This is a genomic window from Salinicola aestuarinus, from assembly GCF_003206645.1.
Taxonomy (GTDB): domain Bacteria; phylum Pseudomonadota; class Gammaproteobacteria; order Pseudomonadales; family Halomonadaceae; genus Salinicola; species Salinicola aestuarinus.
In genome coordinates this window covers 232,516-257,375 of sequence record NZ_PZJP01000001.1, presented here as the reverse complement: position 1 = coordinate 257,375, position 24,860 = coordinate 232,516, and the positions used below count along the sequence as shown (strand labels likewise).

Sequence of the window (24,860 nt, the reverse complement as noted above, 5' to 3'; positions counted from 1 at the left end):
ATTCATATAAATGACTGTAGGTTTATCTTGATCGCTCGGCGCTACCGGCGCCGCGATTTCAACGCGACCCGGGGAATTCATGAGTTCGACTCTCACCCATACGATCACTGGCGTCGATTCGCATGCCCATATCTTCGAACAAACCTTGGCATTCGCCAATGATCGACGTTATGCGCCGAATTATGATGCCACCGTCGATACCTATCTCGGTCATCTGGATCGCGGCGGACTCTCCCACGGCATGCTGGTTCAGCCTAGCTTCTTAGGCACGGACAATCGCTACCTGCTCGAGGCGCTGCGGCGTCATCCGGAGCGGCTTCGCGGAACTGCCGTGCTCGACCCGAGCATTGAGCCCGAATACCTCGATGACCTGGCGCAGGCGGGGATCGTTTCGGTTCGCCTCAATCTCGTCGGCCGAGAGCTCGAAGACTACGCCACCCCACGCTGGCAGTCGTTCTTCGCGGACATGGCCCGACGCGGCTGGTCGGTGGAGATCCAGCGACGCCTGGACGATCTCGAGCACATTCTGCCGCCGATCCTGGAGACCGGCGTCAGCGTCGTCATCGATCACTTCGGGCTGCCAAGCGGTGAGATCGATCCGGTAAACCTCGCTCACGGCACCTTTCTATCGAGGCTTGCCTTCGACGATATCTGGATCAAGCTCTCGGCGACCTACCGCAGCCGTTCGACGCCTGCGCAGGCGCGGGCGTCGATCGAACGATTAAAGGACGCCTACGGTCACGGCGATAGTCTGATCTGGGGCAGCGACTGGCCGCATACGCGGTTCGAGCACGAAACGACGTTCGAGGCGCAGTTCGCGCTGCTGGCAACGTTGCTACCCGACACCACCGAACGCCAGCGAGTGCTGGTGGACAACCCCGCACGTCTGTTCAAACTCGGCGGCACGGCATGACCGGCGCAGGCAAGACGTTTAACGCAAGGAGAGAGTCAGCATGATGAGTCTTGTCGTGATCGGGGCGATCGTCGTCTCGATCGTTCTGGGCTACCGGACCCGTATCAATATCGGTCTGTTCGCGATTGCGTTCGCTTATCTTATCGGCTGTTTCGGCCTTGGACTGGGTCCGTCCGAGGTGATTGCGATGTGGCCGCTGAAGATATTCTTCATCATCTTCTCGGTCTGTCTGTTCTACAGCTTTGCCATCGTCAATGGCACCCTCGAGAAGCTGGCCGAGCATCTGATGTATCGCTGTCGGCGATTCCCGAGCCTGATGCCGTTCGCGATCTTCCTGGCGGCGACGGTCATCTCCGCGCTGGGCGCCGGCTACTACACGGTACTGGCGTTCATGGCGCCGATCACGCTGCTGCTCTGCAACCGCTCGGGGCTCAACCTGATCGTCGGCGCCATGGCGGTCAACTACGGTGCACTGTCGGGGGCGAACTTCGTCTCCAGTCAGAGCGGCATCATTTTCCGTACGCTGATGACCAGCTCCGGCATTCCCGAGAATACCGCCTTCATCAACAGTTTCGGTATCTTCGCCAGCACGCTGATCGTGCCGATCGTCGTGCTATCCGGCCTGATTCTGGTCAATCGTCGGCGCGGTACGGCGATGGCGAGCCTCGATCATATTGAACGCCCGACGCCGCTGGACGGGAATCAGAAGAAGACGCTGACGCTCACGCTGATCATGATGGCGACGGTCCTGCTGCCGCCGATCGCGAGCCTGATGCTGCCGGACAACGCCACCGTGGGTTTCATCAACTCCAAGGTCAATATTGCCCTGATTGCCAGCGTCTTCTCGGTGATCGCGCTGCTGATGAAGCTCGGCGACGAGCGCAAGGCGATCGCGTCGCTGCCGTGGGGCACGATCATCATGATCTGCGGGGTCGGCATGCTGATCAAGGTCGCGATCGCCGCGGGCACCATCGATCTGCTCGGCGCCTGGATCGGCACCAGCATCCCGCCGGTTCTCGTCCCGGTCGCCTTCGGCGTCGCCGCCGCGTTGATGTCGCTGTTCGCGAGCACCCTGGGCGTGGTGACGCCGGCGCTGTTCCCGCTGGTCCCATCGCTTGCGACGACGCTCGGCATCGACCCGATGATCATCTTCATTGCCATCGTCGTCGGCGCCCAGGCGACCTCGATCTCGCCGTTCTCCTCCGGCGGCAGCCTGATTCTCGGCTCCTGCCCGGATGACCAGGCACGCGCCGGGCTGCTGCCGAAACTGCTCTTCCGCGCCGCGCCACTCGGCTTTGCCGCGGCAATGATCTTCAACCTGCTGCTGGCGTTCGTGTTCTAGGCAGCGCCACGGCGCGATAGACGCGCCGCACACGAAAAGACGTCGAAAGAGGCGGCTTCCCTAGAAGCCGCCTTTTTTGTGTCGGCGCTAACCGGAGTGGGGGGATGACATCGACATGCGGCTAAGGTCTAAAAGCCGCTCCGGTATGATGTATGACAACATGCGAGACATCGTTTAGGCCGACCGGGGCAGCGCCGATAGCGGCTGCGGCGGCGAGCCTTCGGCCTGTTTGCCAGGCGTTCGCTAATCCACGACGAGGGAATCAAGGTGAATTTTTCCAGAGAAGCGCTCAAAGCCTCCATCACTGATGGCCTGCTCTCCTTTCCGGTGACCGATTTCGACGCGAACGGCAAGTTCGATGCCGAAAGCTATCGCCAACGTCTGCTGTGGCTGAAGGATTACGAGGTCTCGGCGCTGTTCGTCGCCGGCGGCACAGGCGAGTTCTTCAACATCACCATCGACGAGTATCGCGAGATCGTGAAGATCGCTGTCGACACCATCGGTGGCCACGTGCCGATCATCGCCAGTGCCGGCCAGAGTGCCGAGCTCGCCAAGCAGCAGTGCCAGGCGGCGGCGGAAGCCGGCGCCGACGGCATCCTGCTGATGCCGCCGTACCTCACCGAGTGCTCCCAGGCGGGCATTGCCGAGTACGCCATCAGCGTCTGCGAGTCCACCGATCTCGGCGTCATCTACTACAACCGTGCCAATGGCTACCTCGGCGTCAACGGCGTCAAGACGCTGGCCGATCGCTGCCCCAACCTGGTGGGGTTGAAGGATGGTAAGGGCGACATGCAGACCCTCAACGTGACCATCAAGACGCTGGGCGATCGTCTCGCCTACGTCGGTGGCGTACCGACCGCAGAGATCATCGCCGAGGCGTATCTGGCCATCGGTGTCAGCACCTACTCGTCGGCGGTCTTCAACTTCGTTCCGGCCATGGCGGTGAAGTTCTACAAGGCGCTGCGCGCCGGCGACAGCGAGTTCGTCGCCAAAGCGACCCGTGAGTTCTTCATTCCGTTCATCACGCTTCGCGACACCACGCCGGGCTACGCGGTGAGCCTGATCAAGGCCGGTGCCAGCATCGTCGGCTATCCCGGCGGCGACGTGCGTGCGCCGCTGAGCATGCCCAGCGCTCAGGAGCGTGAAACGCTCGAGAAGCTGGTCGAGAAAGCCAAGACCCTCTAAGGCGTTCACGCCTGCCAGTGCCCCGCCGGTTGCGACGGGGCACTTTCGGCTCCGACGGCGGCCTTCTGCCGCTCCGACTCTCTTGCGGCACCCCGTTCACGATCCCGTGCCGGGATGCCGAGGCCTTGGAGATATCTTCATGCCGACCCCCTCTACGCCGACGATCACCGAGATGCGGGTGATTCCCGTCGCCGGCCGCGACAGCATGCTGCTCAATATCGGTGGGGCTCATTCCCCGTACTTCACGCGTAACCTGGTGCTGCTCGAGGATAGCGCAGGCCATGTCGGCGTCGGCGAAGCCCCGGGTGGCGAGACCATTCAGCGCTCGCTGGAGCAGGCACGCTCACGGGTGGTGGGGCAGCCAATCGCCAAGCTGCGCTCGATGATCTCGTCACTCCAGAGTGCGGGGCAGAACGCCGACTTCGAGGACTTTGGCAAGGGCTCCTGGACCTTCGAACTGCGCATCAACGCCGTGGCGGCACTGGAAGCGGCGCTGCTCGATCTGATGGGCAAGTTTCTCGGCGTACCGGTGGCAGAGCTGCTGGGCAATGGCAAGCAGCGCGACCGCGTCGAGGTGCTGGGCTATCTGTTCTTCATCGGTGATGGCCACGCCACACCGCTGGACTATCGCCGAGGGACGGAAGGCGCCAGCCACGACTGGTATCGCCAGCGTGACGAGGCGGCAATGACGCCCCAGCGCGTGGTCGAACTGGCCGAGGCGGCCCATGATCGCTACGGCTTCAAGGACTTCAAGTTGAAAGGCGGGGCGCTGCCCGGCGAGCAGGAGATCGAGGCGGTGACCGCGCTGCACCAGGCGTTCCCCGAGGCTCGGGTCACGATCGACCCCAACGGGGCGTGGTCGCTGCAGGAGGCGATCCGGCTGTGCAAGGATCTCCACGGCATCATTGCCTACGCCGAGGACCCCTGCGGCGCCGAGCAAGGGTTCTCCGGGCGAGAGATTCTCGCGGAATTCCGCCATGCAACGGGGCTGCCGGTCGCGACCAACATGGTCGCCACCAACTGGCGCGAAATGGCCCACGCGCTGATGCTGCGGTCGGTGGACATTCCGCTCGCCGACCCGCACTTCTGGACGCTCTCCGGTGCCGTGCGCGTCTCCCAGCTCTGCCAGGATCACGGTATGACCTGGGGCTCCCACTCCAACAACCACTTTGATATCTCGCTGGCGATGTTCGCGCATGTCGGGGCCGCTGCCGTGGGTCGAACCACCGCGCTGGATACACACTGGATCTGGCAGGAGGGCGACGCGCGCCTGACCCGCAACCCGCCGGAGATCGTCGACGGCCACGTCGCCGTGACCGATGCGCCGGGACTGGGCATCGAGATCGACATGGAAGCGATCGAACGCGCCAACGCGCTTTACCAGCAGTTGCCCGCGGGCGGGCGTGACGATGCCACCGCCATGCAGTATCTCGTCGATGGCTGGACCTTCGATCCCAAGCGGCCGGCGCTAGTGCGCTGAGTCGAAGGTGACTGTCGTCGGCGAGACCCCGATCAGGCAACGGCGTCGTGAATGACGTCTGAGGCGATCTCTCACATGGATCAAGAACCGGCACCGCTGGATACCGCGCTGCTGTCGAGCGACTTCGCGTTCCAGCGCATCTCGCCGCAGGAAAGCCTGTCGCGCCAGATCGCGCGGCAGCTCGAGTCGGTCATCGCCGAGGGACGCATTGCGATCCACGAGAAGCTGCCGACGGAAACGCGCCTGTGTGATCTCTTTGGGGTCAGCCGCACAGTGGTGCGCGAGGCGATCGCACTGCTCCGCTCGCAGGGGTTGGTCGAGACCCAGCGCGGGATCGGTACCCGGGTCGTCCGGTTCACACCCCGTGAGCGCCAGCACCATCAGATTCGGGCGACCACTGCCGCCGAAATCCTGATGGTGCTGGAGCTGCGCTCGAGCCTGGAGCCGCGCGCCGCGGCGCTGGCCGCCGAGCGGCGCACACCCGCGGATATCGAGGCGTTGCGCTCAGCGAATCACGCGTTTCGTCGTGCCTCCGAGACCGGTCGGCAGGCGCGCGAAGAGGATTACCGCTTTCATAATGCGGTGATAGAAGCGACCCATAATCCCTGTTTCCTGGCGATCTACGAGCCGCTCAACGAAGGAGCCATTCCCCGCGCCAAGCTGCTCAAGGGGGAAATGGATTTGATCGCGGTTGGGGATTACCTTGAACGTATCGCGCAGGAACATGAGGCCGTGCTCGAGGCGATCGAGGCACAACGCCCCGAGGTGGCGTTCGCCGCGATGCGCCGGCATTTCGACCGGCCCCATGCGATGTACTCGGCGCTCGCCGCCGAGGCCGACGCCACTACGTCGAACGCTTCACGAAGCGACGGCGCAAGCGCTACTCAGGCCTGGTCTACACTAGGCAGGTAAGAAGACTCACTCACTGCAGGAGGCAAGATGAATCTGACAGGTGAAATGCTAATCGGCCAGCAGGCCGTCAAGGGCAGCCGTGATCCGATCCAGGCGATCAATCCGGCCACCAACGAGCGTCTCGACCCGAGCTACGCGGGCGGCACGCAAGCGGAAGTCGAGCGTGCCTGCGAACTGGCGTGGAGCGCCTTCGATACCTACCGCGAAACCTCCCTCGAAGCGCGTGCCAAGTTCCTCGAAACCGTTGCCGACGAGATCGAAGCGATCGGTGACGATCTCATCGAGCGTGCCGTTGCCGAGTCCGGCCTGCCCCAGGCGCGTATCCAGGGCGAGCGCGGCCGTACCTGCGGTCAGCTGCGCATGTTCGCTCGCGTCGTGCGTGACGGCGAGTGGCTCGACGTGCGCGTCGACCCGGCCCTGCCGGATCGTCAGCCGATGCCGCGGGTCGACCTGCGTCAGCGTCAGATCGGCCTGGGCCCGGTCGTCGTTTTCGGTGCCAGCAACTTCCCGCTGGCCTTCTCCGTGGCCGGTGGTGACACCGCCTCCGCGCTGGCGGCCGGCTGTCCGGTGATCGTCAAGGCCCACGCTGCCCACCCGGGCACCAGCGAGCTGGTCGGCCGCGCGATCCAGTCCGCGGTCAAGAAATGCGATCTGCCGGAAGGCGTCTTCTCGCTGATGTTCGGCTCCGGCCGCGAAGTGGGTACCGCTCTGGTGACCGACTCCCGGGTCAAGGCGGCCGGTTTCACCGGTTCGCGCAGCGGGGGTCTGGCCCTCTGGAAAGCGGCCCAGTCGCGCCCCGAGCCGATCCCGTTCTACGCCGAGATGAGCTCGATCAACCCGGTCTTCCCGCTGCCGGCAGCGCTCAAGGCGCGCGGCGAAGAGATGGGCAAGGCATTTGTCGGCTCGCTCAACATGGGCGCTGGACAGTTCTGCACCAACCCGGGACTGGTCATCGCGCTCAAGGGGCCGGAACTGGACGCGTTCGTTGCTGCCGCCGGTGAAGCGGTCAAGGGCAGCGCGGCGCAGACCATGCTGACGCCGGGCATCTTCGACGCCTACGAAAACGGTGTCGGCGCGCTCGCTGGCAGCAGCAAGGCCACCGAGATCGCCCGCGGCGAGAAGGGCGAGGGTCCGAACCAGTGCCAAACGGGCCTGTTCAAAACCTCCGCACAGGATTTCCTGGCCGACGAAGCGCTTCAGGGCGAAGTCTTCGGCGCCACCTCGCTCGTGGTCGAGTGCGCCGACGAAGCCGAGCTCCAGAAGGTTGCCGAGCATCTGGAAGGCCAACTGACCATCACGCTGCAGATGGACGACGCCGACCTCGAAGCCGCCCGCAAGCTGCTGCCGACGCTCGAGCGCAAAGCGGGGCGTATCCTGGTCAACGGCTGGCCGACCGGCGTCGAAGTGTGTGATGCCATGGTCCACGGCGGTCCGTTCCCGGCGACGTCCGATTCGCGCACCACGTCCGTGGGCACGGCGGCGATCTATCGCTTCCTGCGTCCGGTCTCCTATCAGAACCTACCGGACGGCCTGCTGCCGGAAGCGATCAAGGAGAGCAACCCGCTCGACCTGAGCCGCCTGGTCGACGGCAAGCGCGAGAGCTGATTGCTGGACGCACCGACGCTGAGTGCCGCGTCGCGAGAAACGAAGGCCGCCCCTCGGGGCGGCCTTTTTCGTGGTCGCTGAACGCTCGAATCGCCTGCTTGGGGAGCCCAGCGGGGCATTACGCCTCGGGCGCTACGCTCGCCGGCAGGGTGTCTGGACACCACGGCCCGATGCAATAACGCCGGCACCGCTCCAAGAGCGATGCCGGCGTCGTTCGGGGCGCCAGTTTCGTCTCTTGCTGACTAGACCGGCGTGACGGCGGCCTTGCCGGCGATCACGTTCAGCAGGTTTTCGGCGGCGAGATCACACATGGCGTTGCGGGTTTCATGCGTTGCAGAGCCGATATGCGGCAGGCAGGCGACGTTGTCCAGCGTGCGCAGCGGCGAATCCGCCGGCAGCGGCTCCTTCTCGAAGACGTCCAGCCCGGCGTAGTAGAGCGTCCCGTCCTGCAGGCACTCGATCAGCTCCTGCTCCCGCACCACCTTGCCGCGGGCGATGTTGACGAAGATCGCCTGGGGCTTGGTCAGCGACAGCAGCTCGCGGCCGACGAGGCCTTCGGTCTCGGCGGAGAGTGGGACGGTGACGCAGATGAAATCCGCCTCGCGGAAGAGCACTTCGAGCTCGACCTGGCGAGCATCAAGCGACTGCTCGACATCCGGCTTGGCCGAGCGGTTCTGGAACAGGATCGGCATGTCGAAGCCGAAGTGACCTCGCTTGGCCACCGCCTGGCCGATGCGCCCCATGCCGACGATGCCCAGCGTCTTGCCCTTGAGATCGACGCCGAACTGATCGCGGCCGAGAGAGGCCTTCCAGTCGCCGTTGACCACCATGCGATTCATCTCGCCGGCACGGCGAGCGGCCATCATCAGCAGCAAAAAGCCGGTGTCGGCAGTCGCTTCGGTCAGCACTTCCGGCGTATTGGTCAGCACGATGTCGTGGGCCTTGAGCGTCTCGACGTCGTAGTTGTCGACGCCGACGGAAACGCTTGCCACGACCTTGAGCTTCGGCGACTGCTCGATCAGCGCGCGGTCGAAGGGCACGTTGGACCCGATGAAAGCCACCGCGTGGCTCATCGCTTCGCGAAAGCGGGCGCGGTCGTCATCGTTGGCGAGCCGCGTGAAGTGCACGATGTCGAACGACTGTTTCAGCGAGTCGAGCAGCTCGGGGTAGAGCTCGTGCACGACAACGATCGTCTCTTTCATGGGGCAACTCCAGTCAGCGAACGAGGCGGTTGGCCCGCCCAAAACGACCACTCGTTGGGTGATCGGCGATGGTAGATCATACATCGTACAAAGGCGGCCTCGCGCCCACAGGACGTTATGCCTTAGTCGTAGATAGCTGTCGGTCTGGTCAGTGGGTTTCTTTGCGTTGCGATACGAAGCCGGCCTCGGAGAATTCACCGGCATCGCCCAGCCAATCAACACCCTGTTGCGGTTCTAGGATGTACCTGCATGGGGATGACCGCTGAGGAAGTTGGCGTTTTATTGCAGAATTAATAATTAATAATCAATGCGTTGTAAAAATGTCGAATAAGACTCTTTACAACTCATCGAGCAGGTGGCAGGTTAAGTAAATCGGTTTACTAGATTCTTGGCGGGGGAGCGGCAGTGGCAAATCTGCATGACGTGGCGAAAGCTGCCGGGGTCTCGAAGGCGACGGTATCGCGATATTTGAACGGCTCGCTGCAGCTACCGGCACGCACCGCGAAGGCCATCGACGACGCCATCAAGCGTCTCGAGTATGTACCCAATCCCCACGCCCGTCGGCTCAGTCTCGGTCGGTCCGATACGATCGCGTTGGTCGTGCCCGATATCTCCACGCCTTTTTTCGCGACGCTCGTGGCAGCAGTCGAAACCGAAGCCGACAGCAGGGGGCTGTCACTCGCACTGCATGCGACGCTGAATCGCCCCGAACGTGAAGCTACCTACCTTGACCTTATTCGTCAGGGGCATGTGGACGGCTTGATCTTCGTGACCAATCACGTCGCCAATCCCGCGCTCGCAGAGAAGCTCAATAGTGCCGGCCCTTGCGTTGTCGTCGATGAAGATGTGGTGGGGGCTCACGTGCCCAAGCTCTTCTGTGACAACGAGCAGGGTGGGTATCTCGCCGGTCGACATCTGGCCGAGTCTGGGCATCGTCACGTTCTGTTCGTTGGTGGCGTCGATCAAATGGTCAGTGGGGCACGGCGTTATCAAGGCTTCGAGCGCGGCATGAGGGAGGTCGCTGCGGACGATGTCCTGATCGAGCGGTCCCGCGGTGATTACTCATTCGAAGCTGGCCGGGAAGCCGGGCGCGCTTTTATCTCTCGAGGGCGCGGCCGACCTACCGCCATCTTCGCCACCTCTGATGAGCTGGTCATCGGACTTTACGAGGCGCTAGGTGACTCCGAGCTCTCGATTCCACGGGATGTCTCCATCGTAGGATTCGACGATGTCGGCCCTCTTCATCTATTTGCTCCCCCCGTCACGGCCGTACGCCAGCCAGTGCGCGACCTTGGGAAGTATGCGCTGGCGCTGCTACTCGACGCGGAGCCAATGACGCCCGCACCCCCTTCAAACGAAACGCTTCTCCCCGTCACTTTGATCGAGCGGCAGTCCGTAGCGCCGCCCCCTTGAGGTGGCTAAATCCACCCACTGATCATCATCGACTCGACCTCAATCAATGAAACAAATCCAACAAAGAGGCAATGACATGACTTCACCACACACGCGTCGGACTCTGAGCGCAATTGTAGTGTCAGGCGCGCTAGCCCTAATGGCGCTTCCCGGAATCGCTCAAGCGTCGAAAACCTTCGCGCTAGTGCAGACCAACCAGCAGGCGCTGTTTTTCAATGAGATAAACCGCGGCGCGGAAGAGACCGCTAAGGCGCTCGGTGCTGAGCTGCTGATATTCAACGCCAACAACGTGGCGTCGGATCAGAACAGTGCGGTCGAGACTTATATACAGGAAGGAGTCGATGGCATTGCCGTGGTGGCGATTGATGTCAACGGGATCATGTCAGCGGTCGAGCAGGCTGACGCCGCCGGTATCCCGGTCGTCGCCATCGACGCGGTGCTACCGGAAGGACCTCAGAAGGCCCAGATCGGTGTCGATAACGCTAAGGCCGGGGCAACGCTGGCCAAGTATTACGACGACACCGTCGAGGCTGGCTCACGGTTGGGGGTCGTGGGCGCGCTCAATGCCTACATCCAGAACGTGCGTCGGGATGGCTTCGTGAATGCACTCGATGCCAGCGTCGAGGTGGTCGACACCGTCGACGGCCAGAACGTTCAGGACCTTGCGCTAACCGCCGCGGAGAATCTGATGATCGCCAACCCGGGCCTCGATGCCATTTACGCGACTGGTGAGCCGGCGCTGATGGGCGCCATCGCCGCCGTCGCGAGTCAGAGCAAGCAGGACGATATTGCGCTCTACGGCTGGGATCTAACCCAGCAGGCCATCGACGGCATCGATCAGGGGTACGTGAAAGGGGTTATTCAGCAGGACCCTGCTGCCATGGGGGCAGCGGCCATCGAGGCCCTGAATACGGTGACTGACGGCAGTGAGGTCGAGCCACAGATCGCGGTGCCGGTCACTATCGTCACACAGCAGAATGTCGATGCGTTCCGGGAGCTGTTTCGATGAGTGCCGCAGCCCTTGCTCAGCCCCATGATTCTGCGGCGGCCGATGTTGTCCCGATCCTCAGTCTCCACGATATTCACAAGACCTTTGGCTCGCATCAGGCTTTGCGTGGGGTCGATCTGGACATTCGCCCCGGTGAGTGTCTCGGGTTGATCGGTGACAACGCCGCGGGCAAGTCGACACTTTCCAAGGTGATCGCAGGCACCTACGTGCCCGACGAGGGTGCCATTAAGGTGGATGGCCGGCCGGCTCACTATACGAATCCGCTGGAAGCGCGGGAGCTGAACATCGAGATGGTGTACCAGGATCTTGCGTTGTGTAACCACATCGATGTCGTAGGCAATCTTTTCCTGGGGCGGGAGCTAAAGCGCGGGCCGTTCCTCGATCAAAAACGGATGCTCGCTGAAGCCGATCGAATGCTGGCGGCACTGGAAATCCGTATTCCGCGTCTCACCGCCAAGGTGGAGAACCTTTCGGGGGGACAGCGTCAGGCGATTGCCATTGCCCGTGCCGCCAGTTTTCAGCCGCGAGTACTCATTATGGACGAGCCGACCTCGGCGCTGGCCGTGGCGGAGGTCGAAGCCGTGTTGGAGCTAATCAACAGGGTCAAGGCCAAGGGCGTGGCAGTGGTGCTGATCACTCACCGCATGCAGGATTTGTTCCGCGTCTGCGATCGCATCGCCGTGATGTACGAGGGCACCAAGGTGGCCGAACGCATGATCGAGGACACCAACCTTCAAGAACTCGTCGACCTGGTGGTCGGCAAGGGAGGTCACTGATGGCCACTTACACCGAGCGCCAGAGTGGCTCATGGCTGGCTGACCTCGTATCCGAGCACGCCCAGGTCCTTTCGATCGCGCTCTTCTTCTTGCTATGTCTTGCGTTCTTCAGCGCTATGAACCCGAATTTTTTGACGTCGGGCAACCTGCTTAACGTGGTGCGTCAGGCGGCGCCGATCTTGATCGTGGCGGTGGCGATGACACTGGTGATCGCTACCTCGGGTATCGATCTCTCGGTCGGTTCGATGGTGGCGCTGATCAATGCCACCGTCGCGATTGTCATCGCGGCTGGGGTGAGCTGGCCGATCGCCATCATGCTGATGCTGCTCATGGGCGCCTTGATCGGAGGGGTACAGGGATGGTTCATCTCTTATCAGGGCATCCCGGCTTTCATTGTGACGCTGGCGGGCCTGTCGATTCTGCGCGGGGCGGCTCTGTTCATGACCGAGGGCTATTCGATCCCCATTCGGGATGCTGGAGGGTTTTTCTGGCTGGGCCGTGGCGAAATCGTAGGGTTGCCGGTTCCCGCCCTGTTGGCCGTGCTTGTCGCCGTTCTCGGATTCGTGGTGATGCGCAGGACCACCTACGGCCGTCAGGTGATTTCGGTGGGGTCGAACATGGAAGCAGCGCGTCGAGTGGGCATGCCCGCTCGGCGGGTGCTGGCGTCGGTCTACGTCGTGGCCGGTATCGCCTGCGCGGTGGCGGCAATATTGCTGGCTGCCCGGCTGGGTTCTGGCTCCTCCAACGCCGCCCAGGGTTTTGAGCTGCAGGTGATCGCGGCCGTGGTGCTGGGCGGCACCGCGCTACAGGGCGGCAAGGCGTCAATGCTGGGAACCGTGCTCGGCACCATGACCATCGCCGTCATTGGTAATGGATTGATCCTGATGCATATCTCGCCCTTCTTCACCCAGATCGTCACCGGCACGATCATCCTGGTGGCGATTTGGATGAACACGCGTCTGTTCGACCGCCGCTGGCGACTTGGCAAGAGGAAAACGGCATGAAGGAACTTTCTCCCGGTCACGTGGGTTCCGGCAAGGTGATGACGGTCAACGGGCCGATTACCGCGGCTGACCTTGGGCACACCCTGATGCACGAGCATCTGCAGAATGATTGTTCATGCTGGTGGCACCCACCCCAGGATCTAGAGCGGCAGTACTTGGCGGAGGCGCCAGTGTCCATCGAGCTACTGTCGGAGCTTCGCCAGGATCCCTTCGTCAGCAAGCACAACATCGCGCTGGACGATCTGGAGCTTGCCATCGACGAGGTGAAGCAGTTTGCCGCCGTCGGCGGCCGAAGCATCGTCGACCCGACCTGCAGCGGCATTGGCCGCGACCCATTGAAGCTACGCCGTATCGCCGATGCCACCGGAGTTCAGATCGTTATGGGAGGAGGCCACTATCTGGCTGACTCGATGTCTGAACAGGTCAAGCAACTGACAATCGATGAAATTGCCGACGGGATTGTGGCCGAGGCGTTGAATGGGGTCGACGGTACCGGCGCGCGTATTGGGCTGATTGGCGAGATCGGTGTTTCCGAGCATTTCACCGACGAAGAAAGGCGGTCTCTACGTGGAGCGGTGCGGGCCCAGGCACGGACGGGGCTGCCGCTAATGGTGCATCTTCCCGGCTGGTGTCGGCTGGCTCACCAGGTGCTGGATATTGTCGAGGAAGAGGGCGGTGATCTTCGCCATACCGTGCTATGCCACATGAATCCCTCCCACGCTGATGCGGTTTATCAAGCGACGCTGGCGCAGCGAGGGGCCTTTCTGGAATTCGACATGATCGGTATGGATTTCTTCTACGCCGATCAAGGCGTCCAGTGCCCTTCGGATGATGAGGTGGCCCGCGCGATCGTTGGACTCATCGAGCAAGGTTTTCTTGATCGTCTTCTCCTGTCTCACGACGTCTTCGTGAAAATGATGCTGACCCGTTACGGCGGCAATGGTTACGCCTACGTAACTAAGCACTTTCTGCCTCGGCTTCAGCGCCACGGTCTAGATCAAGCGGTATTGGACGCCTTGATGGTGACCAACCCTAGACGCGTTTTTGACGCTGCAATGTAGCCAGTATTTAAGACCCTGACTCTCAAAAAGGACAATCACATGGGCACTAAAGCACTTCTCGTCGGTGAAAGCTGGACCACTTCCGAAACGCACTTCAAGGGGTTCGATCAGTTCGGATCGGTGCATTTTCACACCGGCGCAACACCGCTGCTCAAAGCGCTAGAGGGCAGCGAGGTCGAGGTCGACTATATGACCGCTCACGCGGCAGCGGAGGAGTTCCCTTTCGAGATCGAGGCGCTGGATGCCTACGACGTCATTATCCTGTCCGATATTGGTGCCAATACCTTCTTGCTGCCGTCGGACGTTTGGCTACGTTCGAAGTGCGTACCGAATCGCCTGCGCATGCTCAAAACATGGGTCGAGCGAGGAGGCAACTTGGTCATGATGGGCGGCTACTTCTCGTTTCAGGGCATCGATGGCAAGGCTCGCTGGCGCAAGACGCCGGTTGAGGAAACACTACCGGTGACCTGCCTCCCGTGGGACGATCGCATCGAAATCCCCGAGGGCGCCGTCGCGGAGATTTGCGAGCCCGATCATCCCGTCATGGCAGGGCTGCCCGGCAGCAATTGGCCACCGGTTCTCGGTATCAATGAAGTCGAGGTGCGTGATGGCGCCGAAGTGTTGGCCAAGCTGCCAGAAGATCAGGGCGGCCATCCGCTGCTAGTCGTGGGGCACTATGGCGCCGGTCGCACGGCGGCTTGGACTTCGGATATTGCACCTCACTGGCTATCGTCGGATTTTTGCGAGTGGTCCGGCTATGCCACGCTGTGGAAAAACCTCCTGGGCTGGCTGGCCACGCGCTGATAGAGACCGCACGGTGCTCAGACAAGATGCGCAACCTGAGCACCGTGACTCTCGTGACGCCAGCAGCGACACGCTGTGTCCGGCGATGCCCGGCGTGACGCCTCGCGTCTCGCCGGGCCACTCCTTATAGGCAAGAGCTCCTGACACGCCGGCCGGCGGATACGATGACGGCGCACGCCGAGCACGCGTACAATACGCGACCGCCCTGACCGATGCCGCTGCACGGTCGCAGGCCCATTCATGTCGTTCCCTCGAGATCCCGCGCTTTGCTCTCTACCGCCAATATCACCATGCAGTTCGGCGCCAAGCCGCTGTTCGAAAATGTCTCCGTCAAATTCGGTCAGGGCAACCGCTATGGCCTGATCGGCGCCAACGGCTGCGGCAAATCCACCTTCATGAAGATTCTGGGCGGCGATCTGGAGCCGAGCGCCGGCCAAGTCATGAAGGACGCCACCACGCGTCTGGGTAAGCTGCGTCAGGATCAGTTCGCGTTCGAGGACGAGCGGGTGATCGATACCGTGATCATGGGCAACGAGGAGCTGTGGCAAGTCAGCGCCGAGCGTGAGCGCATCTACTCCCAGGCCGAGATGTCCGAAGAGGACGGGATGAAGGTGGCCGATCTCGAGGTGCGCTTTGCCGAGCTCGACGGCTATACCGCCGAGGCGCGTGCTGGCGAGCTGCTGCTCGGGCTGGGGATTCCGCTGGAGCAACATCTGCAGCCGATGAGCGTCGTCGCACCGGGCTGGAAGCTTCGCGTGCTGCTGGCGCAGGCGCTGTTCTCCGATCCGGACGTGCTGCTGCTCGACGAGCCGACCAACCACCTGGACATCAACACCATCCGCTGGCTGGAAGAGATCCTGCGTTCGCGCAGCTCGACGATGATCATCATCTCCCACGACCGGCACTTTCTGAACAGCGTCTGCACTCACATGGCCGACCTGGACTACGGCGAGCTGACCCTCTTCCCAGGCAATTACGACGAGTACATGACTGCCGCGACACAGGCGCGCGAGCGCCTGCACGCGGAGAACGCCAAGAAGAAGGCCGAAATCGCCGAGCTGCAGCAGTTCGTCAGCCGCTTCTCGGCCAACGCCTCCAAGGCGAAGCAGGCCACCTCGCGTCAGCGCAAGATCGACAAGATCCAGCTCGACGAGGTCAAACCCTCTTCGCGCGTGAGCCCTTTCATCCGCTTCGATCAGACCAAGAAGATCCATCGCCATGCGCTCAACGCGGAGAAGCTCTCCAAGGCGTGGGGCGACAACGTGCTGTTCAAGCGCTTCGACCTGCAGGTGGAAGCCGGCGAACGGGTCGCGATCATTGGCCCCAATGGCATCGGCAAGACGACGCTGCTGAACTGTCTGACCGGGGCGATGACGCCGGATGCCGGGGAAGTGAAATGGACCGACGCCGCCGAGGTGGGCTACTTCGCCCAGGATCACGCCGAGGATTTCGAAAGCGGCGAGACGCTCTTCGAGTGGATGCGCCAGTGGACCACCGAGGGTGAACAGACCGTGCGGGGCGCGCTGGGGCGGATGCTTTTCTCCAACGACGATATCGGTAAGTCGGTGAAGGTGATCTCCGGTGGCGAGCAGGGGCGGATGCTGTTCGGCAAGCTCGCGCTGCAAAAGCCCAATGTGCTGGTGATGGACGAGCCCACCAACCACCTCGACATGGAGTCCATCGAGGCGCTCAACCTGGCGCTGGAGAACTATCCCGGCACGCTGATCTTCGTCAGCCACGACCGTGAGTTCGTCGGTTCGCTGGCCACTCGCATCATCGAGATGAAGGACGACGGTATCGTCGACTTCAGCGGCAGCTACGACGACTACCTACGCAGCCAGGGCGTCTACGGCTGAGGAGATGAGACCGCCGCCGGCCTCGCCATCGGCTAGGCTGAGACTGGGTTCCTTCCCTGCGCCCGGTCACCCACCCGGCGCCGGTCCTGCCTCCAGGAGTGTTCACGATGACCATCGATCCTCGCAACAGCGCGATCGTGCTGATCGAGTTCCAGAACGATTTCACCACCGAAGGCGGCGTGCTGCATGACGCCGTCAAGCCGGTGATGACGAGTACCGACATGCTGGTCAACACCCAGCGTGTCGTCGCCAAGGCCCGCAACGCGGGTGTTGCCATTCTCCACGCGCCGATTCACTTCGCCCCGGGCTATGCCGAAATCACCGCGCATCCGTACGGCATTCTGGCGGGTGTGGTCGAGAGCAAGGCCTTCATCAAGGGCGAGTGGGGGGCCGAGATCTGCAAGTCGCTGGCGCCACAGTCCGGCGATATCGTTATCGAGGGCAAGCGTGGCCTGGATACCTTTGCCTCTACCAACCTCGACTTCATTCTCCGCAGCAAGGGGATCGAGACCGTCGTGCTCGCCGGTTTTCTGACCAATTGCTGCGTCGAATCGACCATGCGCACCGGCTACGAGCGCGGCTTCGATGTCCTGACGCTGACCGACTGTGTGGCTGCGACCAGCCAGGCAGAGCACGACGCTGCCATCGCCTACGACTATCCGATGTTCTCCAAGCCAATCTCGGCCGAGGACTTTCTTCAGCGCTTGCCCTGAGTCGACCGACGATTCGGGGGAGCGGGAGTCCCGGCACGAACGGCGCGCGTAATCGTCCTGCCGGGGATCGAATTGTCATCGGCGCGGTCTATCGCTTCATCGATAGCGATGACGCCCCGTCATCGCGGATCGGCTGCGGCCAGATGCCGAGGCCGATCGGATCCCGTGAGATGCGACGAAGGAGCGATGAGCCGTGATGCAACGGATGCGACCCCTGACCCTGGCGGCCTCGGCCGCCATCCTGGCGCTGTCGGCGACGACGGCCCAGGCCCTCCCCAGCAGCTTTGCCACCGGTACCACGATCTATGATCCCGAGCGGGCCTATAGCGGCTACGTGCTCTTCCCCGGTGGTGACCGCAAGACCCATCTGATCGACATGAACGGCAACGAGGTCCACCGATGGGAGTTCGAGGGATTCCCGCCGGTACCGCTATCGGCGGCACAGGCCGACGGCGAGGCGGGCCATCTGCTGGTTCAGCAGGCGCGTGTCGAGACGCTGCCCGAGCACGCAAGCCCCGGGAATGGCCTGACCAATGCGTCGGTCGCCGAGGTGGACTGGGAGGGCGAGGTTCACTGGCACTGGGGGAGCCAGGCATCGCCGGTTTATCAGCACCACGATCTGCGCCGGCTGCCCAACGGCAACACGCTGGTAATGACCGCCGAAAGGCGCGAGCTGAACGGCTTTGACTACGAGGTGATCGACAATGGTCTGGTCGAGGTCGACCCGGAGGGCCAGGTCGTCTGGCAATGGCTGACCGGTGACCATATCAGCGAGATGGGCTTCTCGGATGCCGGGATGCGTTCGCTGAAGACATCGAAGGACCCCGATTTCTTGCACTTCAATACCGCCTCGCCGCTGGGACCGAACCGCTGGTTCGAGGCCGGCGACGAGCGCTTCAAACCCGACAATATCCTGGTCAATTCGCGCAACGCCAACGTCACTTTCATTGTCGATCGCGACAGTGACGAGATTGTCTGGCGCATCGGTCCGGATTTTCCCGCGCTCTCTCTCAACGGTGAGCTCGGCCGCGAGATCGATCAGACCGTCGGCTCCCACGACACCCACCTGATCCCCGAGGGGCTGCCGGGTGCGGGCAATCTGCTGATTTTCGACAATCAGGGCAACGCCGGTTTCCCCCCGGCGCGGCAGGGTTTTTTCTCCTCCTCTCGGGTGATCGAGGTCAACCCCAAGACCCATGAGATCGTGTGGCAGTACACCGGCAATGCGTCCGGCCGCTCGCCCTACAGCTTCTACAGCTCGTTCATCTCAAGCGCCCGGCGCTTGCCGAATGGCAACACGCTCATCGACGAGGGGCAGAACGGTCGGCTTTTTCAGGTCACGCCGGACGGCGAGATCGTGTGGGAGTACGTCAGCCCCTTCTTCGGCAAGTCGATGCCGGATGACGATTACGTCACCAATCAGGTCTATCGCGCCGAGCTCGTCGACTACGACTGGGCGCCGACGGGCACCCCGCGCGACGAAACCCCGGTGACGCCGGACTGCGAGCGCTACGTTGCCGCCCCGGGCTGTTCGCCGGGAGAGTGACGTTGCCGAGCGACCCCCGTCGATCGCGTGCCGGCGACGGGGTGTCGCAGCGGCGGTGCCCGTCCGGCGGATGCGGGGCTGGCCCGCGAGGCATACACTGCGGGCATCGAAGACGGGATGAGATGTCATGCGCAGTGAAGGTGAAAGGGAAGGGGCAGCGGGACCGACAGGCGGCTCGACGCTGATCGTCGGTGCCGGGGCGACGGGGCTGGCGGCGGCGCGAACGCTCGCCGAACGCGGCCGGGCCGTGACACTGCTCGAGGCCGGCGAGCGGGTCGGCGGTAACATCCGAAGCGAACGTGACGGCGAATGGCAGATCGAACACGGCCCCAACACCGTCATCATGAAACCGCCGCTCTACGCGCTGCTCGAAGATCTCGGCCTGCTCGACGAGGCCGAGCCTGCCAATAGTATCGCCAACAAGCGCTATGTCGTGCTCGACGGCAAGCCGGTGGCGCTGCCGATGACCCCGGCGCAGGCGCTGCGTTCGCCGTTGATCGGCCTGGCTGGCTGGGCGCGGCTCGCCCGTGAGCCCTTTCTTCCCCGCGCCAAGCACGCTGACGAGTCGCTGGCGACGTTCGTCGAGCGCCGCCTCGGGCCCCGCGTGCTCGAACGCATGGTCGACCCCTTCGTCTCGGGCGTCTATGCCGGTGATCCGTCGAAACTGTCGGTTCAGGCGGCGATGCCGCGTCTGGCCGCGATCGAGCGCGAGCACCGCTCGCTGATCGTCGGCGGCCTCTCGCGGCTACGTCAGGCTCGCCGCAACCCCTCCGCCGTGCCCGCCGAGTGGCGCGGCCAACTGGTGAGCTTCCCGGGCGGGCTGGAGCGCCTGGCCGAACGCCTGGGCGAGCGCATCGAGGCGCAGCCGAATGCCACCCTCGAGACCGGCTGCGAGATCGAAAGCGTCCGTCGCGACGCGGCGGGCTGGGTCGCGACGGATCGCAGCGGCCAGGAGTGGCGCGGGGAGCGGCTGGTGCTGGCGGTGGCCGCGCCCATCGCGGCGAAGCTGCTGCGCCCGCTCGACCCGGCGCTGGCCGAACCACTCGAGGCGATCCCTTATCCGCCGGTCAACGCGGTGGCGCTCGGCTTTCGCGACGACGATATCGACCACCCCCTCGACGGCTTCGGCGTGCTGATTCCGCGCGTCGAGCAACGCCTGACGCTCGGCGCGCTCTTTCCCTCGACGCTCTTCTCCGCCCGCGCGCCCGCCGGGCACAAGTTGCTCAACGTCTTCATCGGCGGCCGCCAATCTCCGCAAGCCGCCGAGGGCGATGACGAGGCGCTCACCGCGCAGGTGATCAAGGATCTCCGCGATGTGCTCGGCATTCGCGGCGAGCCGGTATGGCGTCGGGTGGTGCGCTGGCCGCAGGCGATTCCGCAGTACGAACTCGGCCATCTCGAGCGGATCGAACGTCTCGATGCGGCGCTGGAACACCATGCCACGCTGCACCTGGTCGGCAACTGGCGTGGCGGCATCGCGGTGGGCGACTGTCTGGAGAACGGGCGGCTGCTCGGCGAGACGCTCGCCGAGCATTGAGCAGCGCGGCGGGACCGATGCCCGCCGCGGCGCTACTTGTCCACCAGGTCGGCGATCGAGGAGAGAATCTCCTTGGGCCGGAACGGATAGCGTTCGATCTCTGCCTGATCGGAGATGCCGCTCAGCACCAGTACGGTATGCATGCCCGCCTCGATACCGGCGACGATATCGGTGTCCATGCGATCCCCGATCATGCCGGTGCCGTCGGAGTGGACGCCCAGTTTGTTGAGCGCGGAGCGAAACATCATCGGGTTGGGCTTGCCGACGATGTAAGGCTTGCGACCGGTCGCTTCGGTGATGAGCGCGGCGACCGAACCGGTCGCCGGCAGCACGCCCTCGGCGCTGGGGCCGGTGGCATCCGGGTTGGTGCAGATGAAGCGTGCCCCGTCGTTGATCAGCCGGATCGCCTTGGTGATCGCCTCGAAGGAGTAGGAGCGGGTCTCGCCGAGCACCACGTAATCCGGCTGGGTATCGGTCATAATGAAGCCGGCTTCGTGAATGGCGGTGGTCAGCCCCGCCTCGCCGATGACAAAGGCAGAGCCGCCCGGTGCCTGATCGCGCAGGAAGGCGGCGGTGGCCAGCGCCGAGGTCCAGATCTTGTCCTCCGGCACGATCAGACCGCTGTATTCGAGCCGGGCGCTGAGATCCCGCGGGGTATAGATCGAATTATTCGTCAGTACCAGAAACGGAACCTCCCGCTCTCGCCACTGATCGAGAAGATCCGAGGCCCCCGGGATCGCCTTGCCCTCCTGAACCAGCACACCGTCCATGTCGGTTAGCCAGGACTGGATGTTGCGCCGAGTCGCGGTATTGTCCTCGGTTTTGGCCTGGGTCTTGCCGCCTGTTTTGCTGCTGCTCATGGCACCTCTTGGCATCCGCCTGTGGATAATTCGAAACGGTTTGTCTTATTCACAGCCAGTTTAGCAACTCGTGAGGTCCTGGCGGGCGCGTTGACGCCGGTTCAGTAACCGCGGGCGGCATCGGCCTGATCCGCCACCCGGCCGTCGCGCTCGAAGCGCTGCAGATTGGCGGCCACGATACGGCTGCCGGTCGGTGCATCGATCAGCGAGGCGATATGGGGCGTTACCGTGACGCGGGGATGTGACCAGAACGTGTGCTCCCGGGGCAGCGGCTCGACCGCGAAGACGTCCAGCGTGGCGTGGCTGAGCCGCTCGCAATCCAGCGCGGCGAGCAGGTCGGTCTCGACAAGGTGCGGGCCCCGCCCGGCGTTGATGATGCTCGCGCCTTCGGGGAGCTTGTCGAACAGCGCGGCGTCGAGCATCCCGGTCGTCGATGCGGTTAACGGCAGCAGACAGACCAGAATCTCGCAGCGCCCGAGGAACTCATCCAGTTCGGCGTCGCCGGCAAAGGAGGTGACCCCCTCGATCTCTCGCCGGCTGCGCGACCAGCCGAGCGTCTCGAAGCCGAGGCCGGCCAGCGTCTTGGCTGCCGCACCGCCGAGATTGCCAAGTCCCATGATGCCGACGGTGCGTCGGGTGGCGGGCGGGACGACGAGCTGCTGCCACTCCGTGTTGCTCTGATTGGCGCTGATCGCCGGCATGTCGCGGTGATGACGCAGCACGTGGAGCGCCACGTATTCGCGCATGCGCTGGGTCAGGTCTTCGCCCACGGTGCGGATGATGGGGAGCTGTCGCGGCAGCTCGGCGTCCGCCAGCACGTGATCGATGCCCGCGCCGAGCGAGACGATCGCCTTCAGTTTCGGGAAGGGGAGGAAGGCGCCGGTGGCGGGCTTCCAGACCACCGCGTAGGTCACTGATTGTGGCTCGCCGGGGTCATGAATCGAGCGGATCGTCCAGCCGGGCAGCAACGGCGTGAGCTGTTCGATCCACCAGTCGATCTTCTCGGGAGAGGGGTGAGACACGATAATGGTCATGATTCATCTACCTGACGATAACAATGAACGGGTTACCCGCGAATGAATTTCAAACAGCTGGAAGCCTTCTACTGGCTGGCCCAACTGGGTAATTACCAGCGCGTCGCCGAGCGCCTCAGCCTGACTCAGCCCGCCGTGTCGGCACGCATCAACGGTCTTGAGGAGATGCTGGACACGCGTCTCGTCGAGCGTCGCGGCGCCGACTTCGCGCTGACCGAATCCGGCCATTCGGTGGCGAGCTATGCCGAGCAGTTCCTCAACCTGCGCGAGGCGATGAACGGTCGCCTGAATCAGCGTCAGCGCCAGCGACTGTCGATCGCCATGACGGGCCCGGCGGCGCTGACCTGGGGCGCCAGGCTGCGCGCCGACATTGGCCGCCACGCCCCCGAAGTGATGGTCGATCTGCACGCCTCGGCCAACTACCAGTTACGGCCGATGATCGCCTCCGGGGCCATCGATGCGGCTTTTCTCTCTAGCGATGCCGGCCTTTCGCCGGTCGCGGACAGCTTTGGTGTCGAATACCGCGTCGGCTGGGTGACCCGGCCCGATGGGGTAGCCGATACCGTGACCCCGAAGACGCCGGATCAGCTCCGGGAGATGCCGCTGATCCTCTATCCGCGAACGTCGCCGCTGTTCTCGCCGATCGCCGACTACGTGCACGAGGAGCAGCTTGGCCAAGGGCCGCGGCATTACGCCAACTCGCTGCCGATGATCGTCGAGATGCTGCGCCAGGGCTTCGGACCCTCGGCCATCCCGCTGGCGGTCGTCGAGGAGGATCTGGCGAGTGGCCGTCTGATCGAGCTGCCGACGACCACGGCGCTGGCGCCGCTGGAAATCCGCTGTGTGCATCTCAACGACGCCCGACGTCCGTTCATCGACGAGATTCTCGCGCTGGCGAGCGCTGCCGCCGAGCGCTGGTGTCGCGAGCACGGCGACTATGCGCGCTTCCTGCCCGCCGTCGGCTCAGGGGCGAACCACCGGGCCGCCGTCACCGAGTGAGTCGATGGCGAACGGTGCCGGCGCGGCACCGCCACCGATCGGTTGGGTCGGGTCATTGAGGCCCACGCACTCCCCTGTGGCCGGGTCGCGCGACACCGCCGACACACAGGCGTAGAGCTTGGGAAACACCGTCTGCTGGCTGATCTCGAGGGCGAAACGCTCACCGAGTCGCGTGAGTGTCGCCGGGTCGAAGCGTGGGTCGACGCGAATCGAGTCGCGGAAGCTGGCGTCGAGCCGCGGGTGGTGGACGGCGGCTTCGAGCGGCATTTCGAAATCGGTCATCAGCGCTGCTACCTGCGTCACCGCCGGCATGATGAGGTTGCCGCCGGAGGCACCGATCGAGAAGCGTGCCTCGCCATTCTTGACCGCGACCGTAGGGCACATGTTCGACGAGTTGATGCGCTTGTTGCCGGCCATGGTCGTCGGATAGCCCGGGCGCGGGTCGAAGTAACTGACGCTGTCGTTCATCAGCATGCCGGTGGAGGGGAGCGTGACGCCGGAGCCGAAGCGATTGAGCAGGGTGTAGGTGAGCGCGACCATGTTGCCGTCGGCGTCCACCGAGGACATCGACGAGGTGCAGGCACCGTTCTCCCCATCCCGGTCGCCGTCGGTCGACGACAGCACGCCGTTGCGAATCTTGTGCTCTCGCCAGCACTGCTCCAGCGCCTCGGCATAGGCAAGCCAGCTCTCAGGCGTTGGCGCCTCGGGCGGGGTCGGCATCGACGCACGAGTGTGGGCGAGCATCTCGCGCTGCCGTCGCCCGCCGGAAACCTCGCCGGGCGTGTAGAGCGTATAGCCGCGGTGCTCGGCCGCCATCGGCTCGTATTCGAACACCTCGTAGGCGGCAAGATCCTCCCGTGATAGCCGCGAGCCGCCGGCCTGCAGGTCGGCGATCATTCGATCCGCCAGCGCGCCGCGGTAGAAGGTGTCGGCGCCCTGGTCCGCGATCTCCGCCAGAGTCTCGGCGAGCCCGGGAATCCGGATTCGGCTCTCCGGAAGGGCCGGGTGGCCGCCCGGTAGATAGATCGACGCCGACACCGGGTCGCGAGCGAGCGTGCGGGCGCAGACGCCGATCTGCAGGCTGGTGAACCAGTCGACGAAGAGCCCGCGTTCGGCAAGCTGGATCGCTGGCGCCATGACCGCGCGGCGCGGTCGGCTGCCGAATCGTGACAGCGCATGCTCGAGCCCGGCGACGGCGCCGGGCACGGTGATCGAGCGGTAGCCTTCGATATTGGCGTTGTCGACCACGCCGGGAAAGCCCATCGGCGTCGGCGGTCGGTCAGGGTCGAGCGGGTAGTCGTCGAGCTGGATGCCGCCAGGGAGCGTGCCCTGAAAGTCCAGTGCCACCGCTCGCTGCTCCTTGGCCAGCCAGATCACCATGAATCCCGACCCGCCCAGCCCGCACATCCAGGGTTCGACCGCGTTGAGGGCATAGGCGGTGGAGACGATGGCGTCGATCGCGTTGCCGCCGGCATCGAGCTGAGCGGCGCCGGCCTGCGCCGCTAGCCGATGCTGCGACGCCACCACGCCTTGAGGCGAACGGGCCGCGGGCGTGGTCAGCGTCCAGTTGTCGATATCTGCCTGAAGTCTGTTCGTGGCCATGGATGCC

General features: G+C 63.8%; 21 protein-coding genes and 1 pseudogene. 18 read left to right on the top strand and 4 right to left on the bottom strand.

Annotation, left to right across the window (positions count from 1 at the left end; all coding sequences use genetic code 11):
• Positions 1 to 79: 79 nt before the first annotated feature.
• The 6 genes from DOM41_RS01125 to DOM41_RS01100 all read left to right on the top strand — a co-directional run bounded on the left by DOM41_RS01125 (position 80) and on the right by DOM41_RS01100 (position 7,437).
• A complete protein-coding gene (locus tag DOM41_RS01125) occupies positions 80 to 913 on the top strand; it encodes an amidohydrolase family protein (protein ID WP_110685003.1) in 834 nt (277 codons plus the stop codon).
• A gap of 40 nt (positions 914 to 953) precedes the next feature.
• Positions 954 to 2,255, top strand: a complete 1,302-nt coding sequence (locus DOM41_RS01120; protein ID WP_110685002.1) for an SLC13 family permease — start codon at positions 954 to 956, stop codon at positions 2,253 to 2,255.
• A 267-nt stretch (positions 2,256 to 2,522) separates the two neighbouring features.
• A complete protein-coding gene (kdgD, locus tag DOM41_RS01115) occupies positions 2,523 to 3,440 on the top strand; it encodes a 5-dehydro-4-deoxyglucarate dehydratase (RefSeq protein ID WP_110685001.1) in 918 nt (305 codons plus the stop codon).
• A gap of 139 nt (positions 3,441 to 3,579) precedes the next feature.
• On the top strand, positions 3,580 to 4,920 hold the full coding sequence (locus tag DOM41_RS01110) for an enolase C-terminal domain-like protein (RefSeq protein WP_110685000.1): 1,341 nt from the start codon (positions 3,580 to 3,582) through the stop codon (positions 4,918 to 4,920).
• Between the two features lie 75 nt (positions 4,921 to 4,995).
• Complete coding sequence (locus DOM41_RS01105; protein ID WP_110684999.1) at positions 4,996 to 5,832, top strand: FadR/GntR family transcriptional regulator; 837 nt, start codon at positions 4,996 to 4,998, stop codon at positions 5,830 to 5,832.
• 27 nt (positions 5,833 to 5,859) lie between these two features.
• Positions 5,860 to 7,437 carry an aldehyde dehydrogenase (NADP(+)) gene (locus DOM41_RS01100; RefSeq protein WP_110684998.1) on the top strand — a complete coding sequence of 526 codons (1,578 nt, stop codon included), beginning with the start codon at positions 5,860 to 5,862 and terminating at the stop codon, positions 7,435 to 7,437.
• 242 nt (positions 7,438 to 7,679) lie between these two features.
• Here DOM41_RS01100 and DOM41_RS01095 read toward each other — a convergent pair whose 3' ends face one another.
• The gene (locus tag DOM41_RS01095; protein WP_110684997.1) at positions 7,680 to 8,639 is read right to left on the bottom strand and encodes a 2-hydroxyacid dehydrogenase; all 960 of its coding nucleotides are present in this window, start codon (positions 8,637 to 8,639) and stop codon (positions 7,680 to 7,682) included.
• Positions 8,640 to 9,044: 405 nt separating this feature from the next.
• On the opposite strand from DOM41_RS01095, the pseudogene DOM41_RS17910 reads away from it, so the two are divergent.
• The 11 genes and pseudogenes from DOM41_RS17910 to hemG form a co-directional block, all read left to right on the top strand.
• Positions 9,045 to 9,176 (top strand): annotated as a pseudogene (locus DOM41_RS17910) (LacI family DNA-binding transcriptional regulator); the annotation flags it as partial.
• 57 nt (positions 9,177 to 9,233) lie between these two features.
• Complete coding sequence (locus tag DOM41_RS01090) at positions 9,234 to 10,052, top strand: LacI family DNA-binding transcriptional regulator (RefSeq protein ID WP_280951197.1); 819 nt, start codon at positions 9,234 to 9,236, stop codon at positions 10,050 to 10,052.
• Positions 10,053 to 10,191: 139 nt separating this feature from the next.
• A complete protein-coding gene (locus DOM41_RS01085; protein WP_223160894.1) occupies positions 10,192 to 11,061 on the top strand; it encodes a substrate-binding domain-containing protein in 870 nt (289 codons plus the stop codon).
• Positions 11,058 to 11,837 (top strand): ATP-binding cassette domain-containing protein, encoded by a 780-nt coding sequence (locus DOM41_RS01080; protein WP_110684994.1) that lies wholly within the window; start codon positions 11,058 to 11,060, stop codon positions 11,835 to 11,837. Before DOM41_RS01085 ends, DOM41_RS01080 begins: the two co-directional genes overlap by 4 nt.
• Complete coding sequence (locus tag DOM41_RS01075) at positions 11,837 to 12,841, top strand: ABC transporter permease (RefSeq protein ID WP_110684993.1); 1,005 nt, start codon at positions 11,837 to 11,839, stop codon at positions 12,839 to 12,841. Before DOM41_RS01080 ends, DOM41_RS01075 begins: the two co-directional genes overlap by 1 nt.
• Positions 12,838 to 13,902, top strand: coding sequence for a phosphotriesterase family protein (locus DOM41_RS01070; protein WP_110684992.1), 1,065 nt, complete (start codon positions 12,838 to 12,840; stop codon positions 13,900 to 13,902). The genes DOM41_RS01075 and DOM41_RS01070 overlap by 4 nt, the downstream gene beginning before the upstream one ends.
• A 39-nt stretch (positions 13,903 to 13,941) precedes the next feature.
• Complete coding sequence (locus DOM41_RS01065; protein WP_110684991.1) at positions 13,942 to 14,706, top strand: glutamine amidotransferase; 765 nt, start codon at positions 13,942 to 13,944, stop codon at positions 14,704 to 14,706.
• Positions 14,707 to 14,972: 266 nt separating this feature from the next.
• Positions 14,973 to 16,562: an ABC-F family ATPase gene (locus DOM41_RS01060; protein ID WP_110684990.1), complete on the top strand. Its 1,590-nt coding sequence runs from the start codon at positions 14,973 to 14,975 to the stop codon at positions 16,560 to 16,562.
• A gap of 107 nt (positions 16,563 to 16,669) precedes the next feature.
• A complete protein-coding gene (locus DOM41_RS01055; RefSeq protein ID WP_110684989.1) occupies positions 16,670 to 17,275 on the top strand; it encodes a cysteine hydrolase family protein in 606 nt (201 codons plus the stop codon).
• A 196-nt stretch (positions 17,276 to 17,471) separates the two neighbouring features.
• On the top strand, positions 17,472 to 18,821 hold the full coding sequence (locus DOM41_RS01050) for an aryl-sulfate sulfotransferase (protein WP_110684988.1): 1,350 nt from the start codon (positions 17,472 to 17,474) through the stop codon (positions 18,819 to 18,821).
• 127 nt (positions 18,822 to 18,948) lie between these two features.
• Positions 18,949 to 20,358: a protoporphyrinogen oxidase gene (gene hemG, locus DOM41_RS01045; protein ID WP_110684987.1), complete on the top strand. Its 1,410-nt coding sequence runs from the start codon at positions 18,949 to 18,951 to the stop codon at positions 20,356 to 20,358.
• A 32-nt stretch (positions 20,359 to 20,390) separates the two neighbouring features.
• Here hemG and DOM41_RS01040 read toward each other — a convergent pair whose 3' ends face one another.
• Both DOM41_RS01040 and DOM41_RS01035 read right to left on the bottom strand, forming a co-directional pair.
• Complete coding sequence (locus DOM41_RS01040) at positions 20,391 to 21,218, bottom strand: HAD-IIA family hydrolase (RefSeq protein ID WP_110684986.1); 828 nt, start codon at positions 21,216 to 21,218, stop codon at positions 20,391 to 20,393.
• 101 nt (positions 21,219 to 21,319) lie between these two features.
• Positions 21,320 to 22,252 carry a 2-hydroxyacid dehydrogenase gene (locus tag DOM41_RS01035; RefSeq protein ID WP_110684985.1) on the bottom strand — a complete coding sequence of 311 codons (933 nt, stop codon included), beginning with the start codon at positions 22,250 to 22,252 and terminating at the stop codon, positions 21,320 to 21,322.
• Between the two features lie 42 nt (positions 22,253 to 22,294).
• On the opposite strand from DOM41_RS01035, the gene DOM41_RS01030 reads away from it, so the two are divergent.
• Positions 22,295 to 23,251 carry a LysR family transcriptional regulator gene (locus tag DOM41_RS01030; protein ID WP_110684984.1) on the top strand — a complete coding sequence of 319 codons (957 nt, stop codon included), beginning with the start codon at positions 22,295 to 22,297 and terminating at the stop codon, positions 23,249 to 23,251.
• On the opposite strand, the gene DOM41_RS01025 is transcribed toward DOM41_RS01030, so the two are convergent.
• Positions 23,216 to 24,853, bottom strand: a complete 1,638-nt coding sequence (locus tag DOM41_RS01025; protein WP_110684983.1) for a gamma-glutamyltransferase — start codon at positions 24,851 to 24,853, stop codon at positions 23,216 to 23,218. The genes DOM41_RS01030 and DOM41_RS01025 overlap by 36 nt on opposite strands.
• Positions 24,854 to 24,860 lie beyond the last annotated feature (7 nt).

Coding starts and splice junctions, on each gene's coding strand:
- DOM41_RS01125 (WP_110685003.1), top strand. CDS start 80: ATGAGTTCGACTCTCACCCATACGATCACTGGCGTCGATTCGCATGCC.
- DOM41_RS01120 (WP_110685002.1), top strand. CDS start 954: ATGATGAGTCTTGTCGTGATCGGGGCGATCGTCGTCTCGATCGTTCTG.
- DOM41_RS01110 (WP_110685000.1), top strand. CDS start 3,580: ATGCCGACCCCCTCTACGCCGACGATCACCGAGATGCGGGTGATTCCC.
- DOM41_RS01105 (WP_110684999.1), top strand. CDS start 4,996: ATGGATCAAGAACCGGCACCGCTGGATACCGCGCTGCTGTCGAGCGAC.
- DOM41_RS01100 (WP_110684998.1), top strand. CDS start 5,860: ATGAATCTGACAGGTGAAATGCTAATCGGCCAGCAGGCCGTCAAGGGC.
- DOM41_RS01095 (WP_110684997.1), bottom strand. CDS start 8,639: ATGAAAGAGACGATCGTTGTCGTGCACGAGCTCTACCCCGAGCTGCTC.
- DOM41_RS01085 (WP_223160894.1), top strand. CDS start 10,192: ATGGCGCTTCCCGGAATCGCTCAAGCGTCGAAAACCTTCGCGCTAGTG.
- DOM41_RS01080 (WP_110684994.1), top strand. CDS start 11,058: ATGAGTGCCGCAGCCCTTGCTCAGCCCCATGATTCTGCGGCGGCCGAT.
- DOM41_RS01075 (WP_110684993.1), top strand. CDS start 11,837: ATGGCCACTTACACCGAGCGCCAGAGTGGCTCATGGCTGGCTGACCTC.
- DOM41_RS01070 (WP_110684992.1), top strand. CDS start 12,838: ATGAAGGAACTTTCTCCCGGTCACGTGGGTTCCGGCAAGGTGATGACG.
- DOM41_RS01065 (WP_110684991.1), top strand. CDS start 13,942: ATGGGCACTAAAGCACTTCTCGTCGGTGAAAGCTGGACCACTTCCGAA.
- DOM41_RS01055 (WP_110684989.1), top strand. CDS start 16,670: ATGACCATCGATCCTCGCAACAGCGCGATCGTGCTGATCGAGTTCCAG.
- DOM41_RS01050 (WP_110684988.1), top strand. CDS start 17,472: ATGCAACGGATGCGACCCCTGACCCTGGCGGCCTCGGCCGCCATCCTG.
- hemG (WP_110684987.1), top strand. CDS start 18,949: ATGCGCAGTGAAGGTGAAAGGGAAGGGGCAGCGGGACCGACAGGCGGC.
- DOM41_RS01040 (WP_110684986.1), bottom strand. CDS start 21,218: ATGAGCAGCAGCAAAACAGGCGGCAAGACCCAGGCCAAAACCGAGGAC.
- DOM41_RS01035 (WP_110684985.1), bottom strand. CDS start 22,252: ATGACCATTATCGTGTCTCACCCCTCTCCCGAGAAGATCGACTGGTGG.
- DOM41_RS01030 (WP_110684984.1), top strand. CDS start 22,295: ATGAATTTCAAACAGCTGGAAGCCTTCTACTGGCTGGCCCAACTGGGT.
- DOM41_RS01025 (WP_110684983.1), bottom strand. CDS start 24,853: ATGGCCACGAACAGACTTCAGGCAGATATCGACAACTGGACGCTGACC.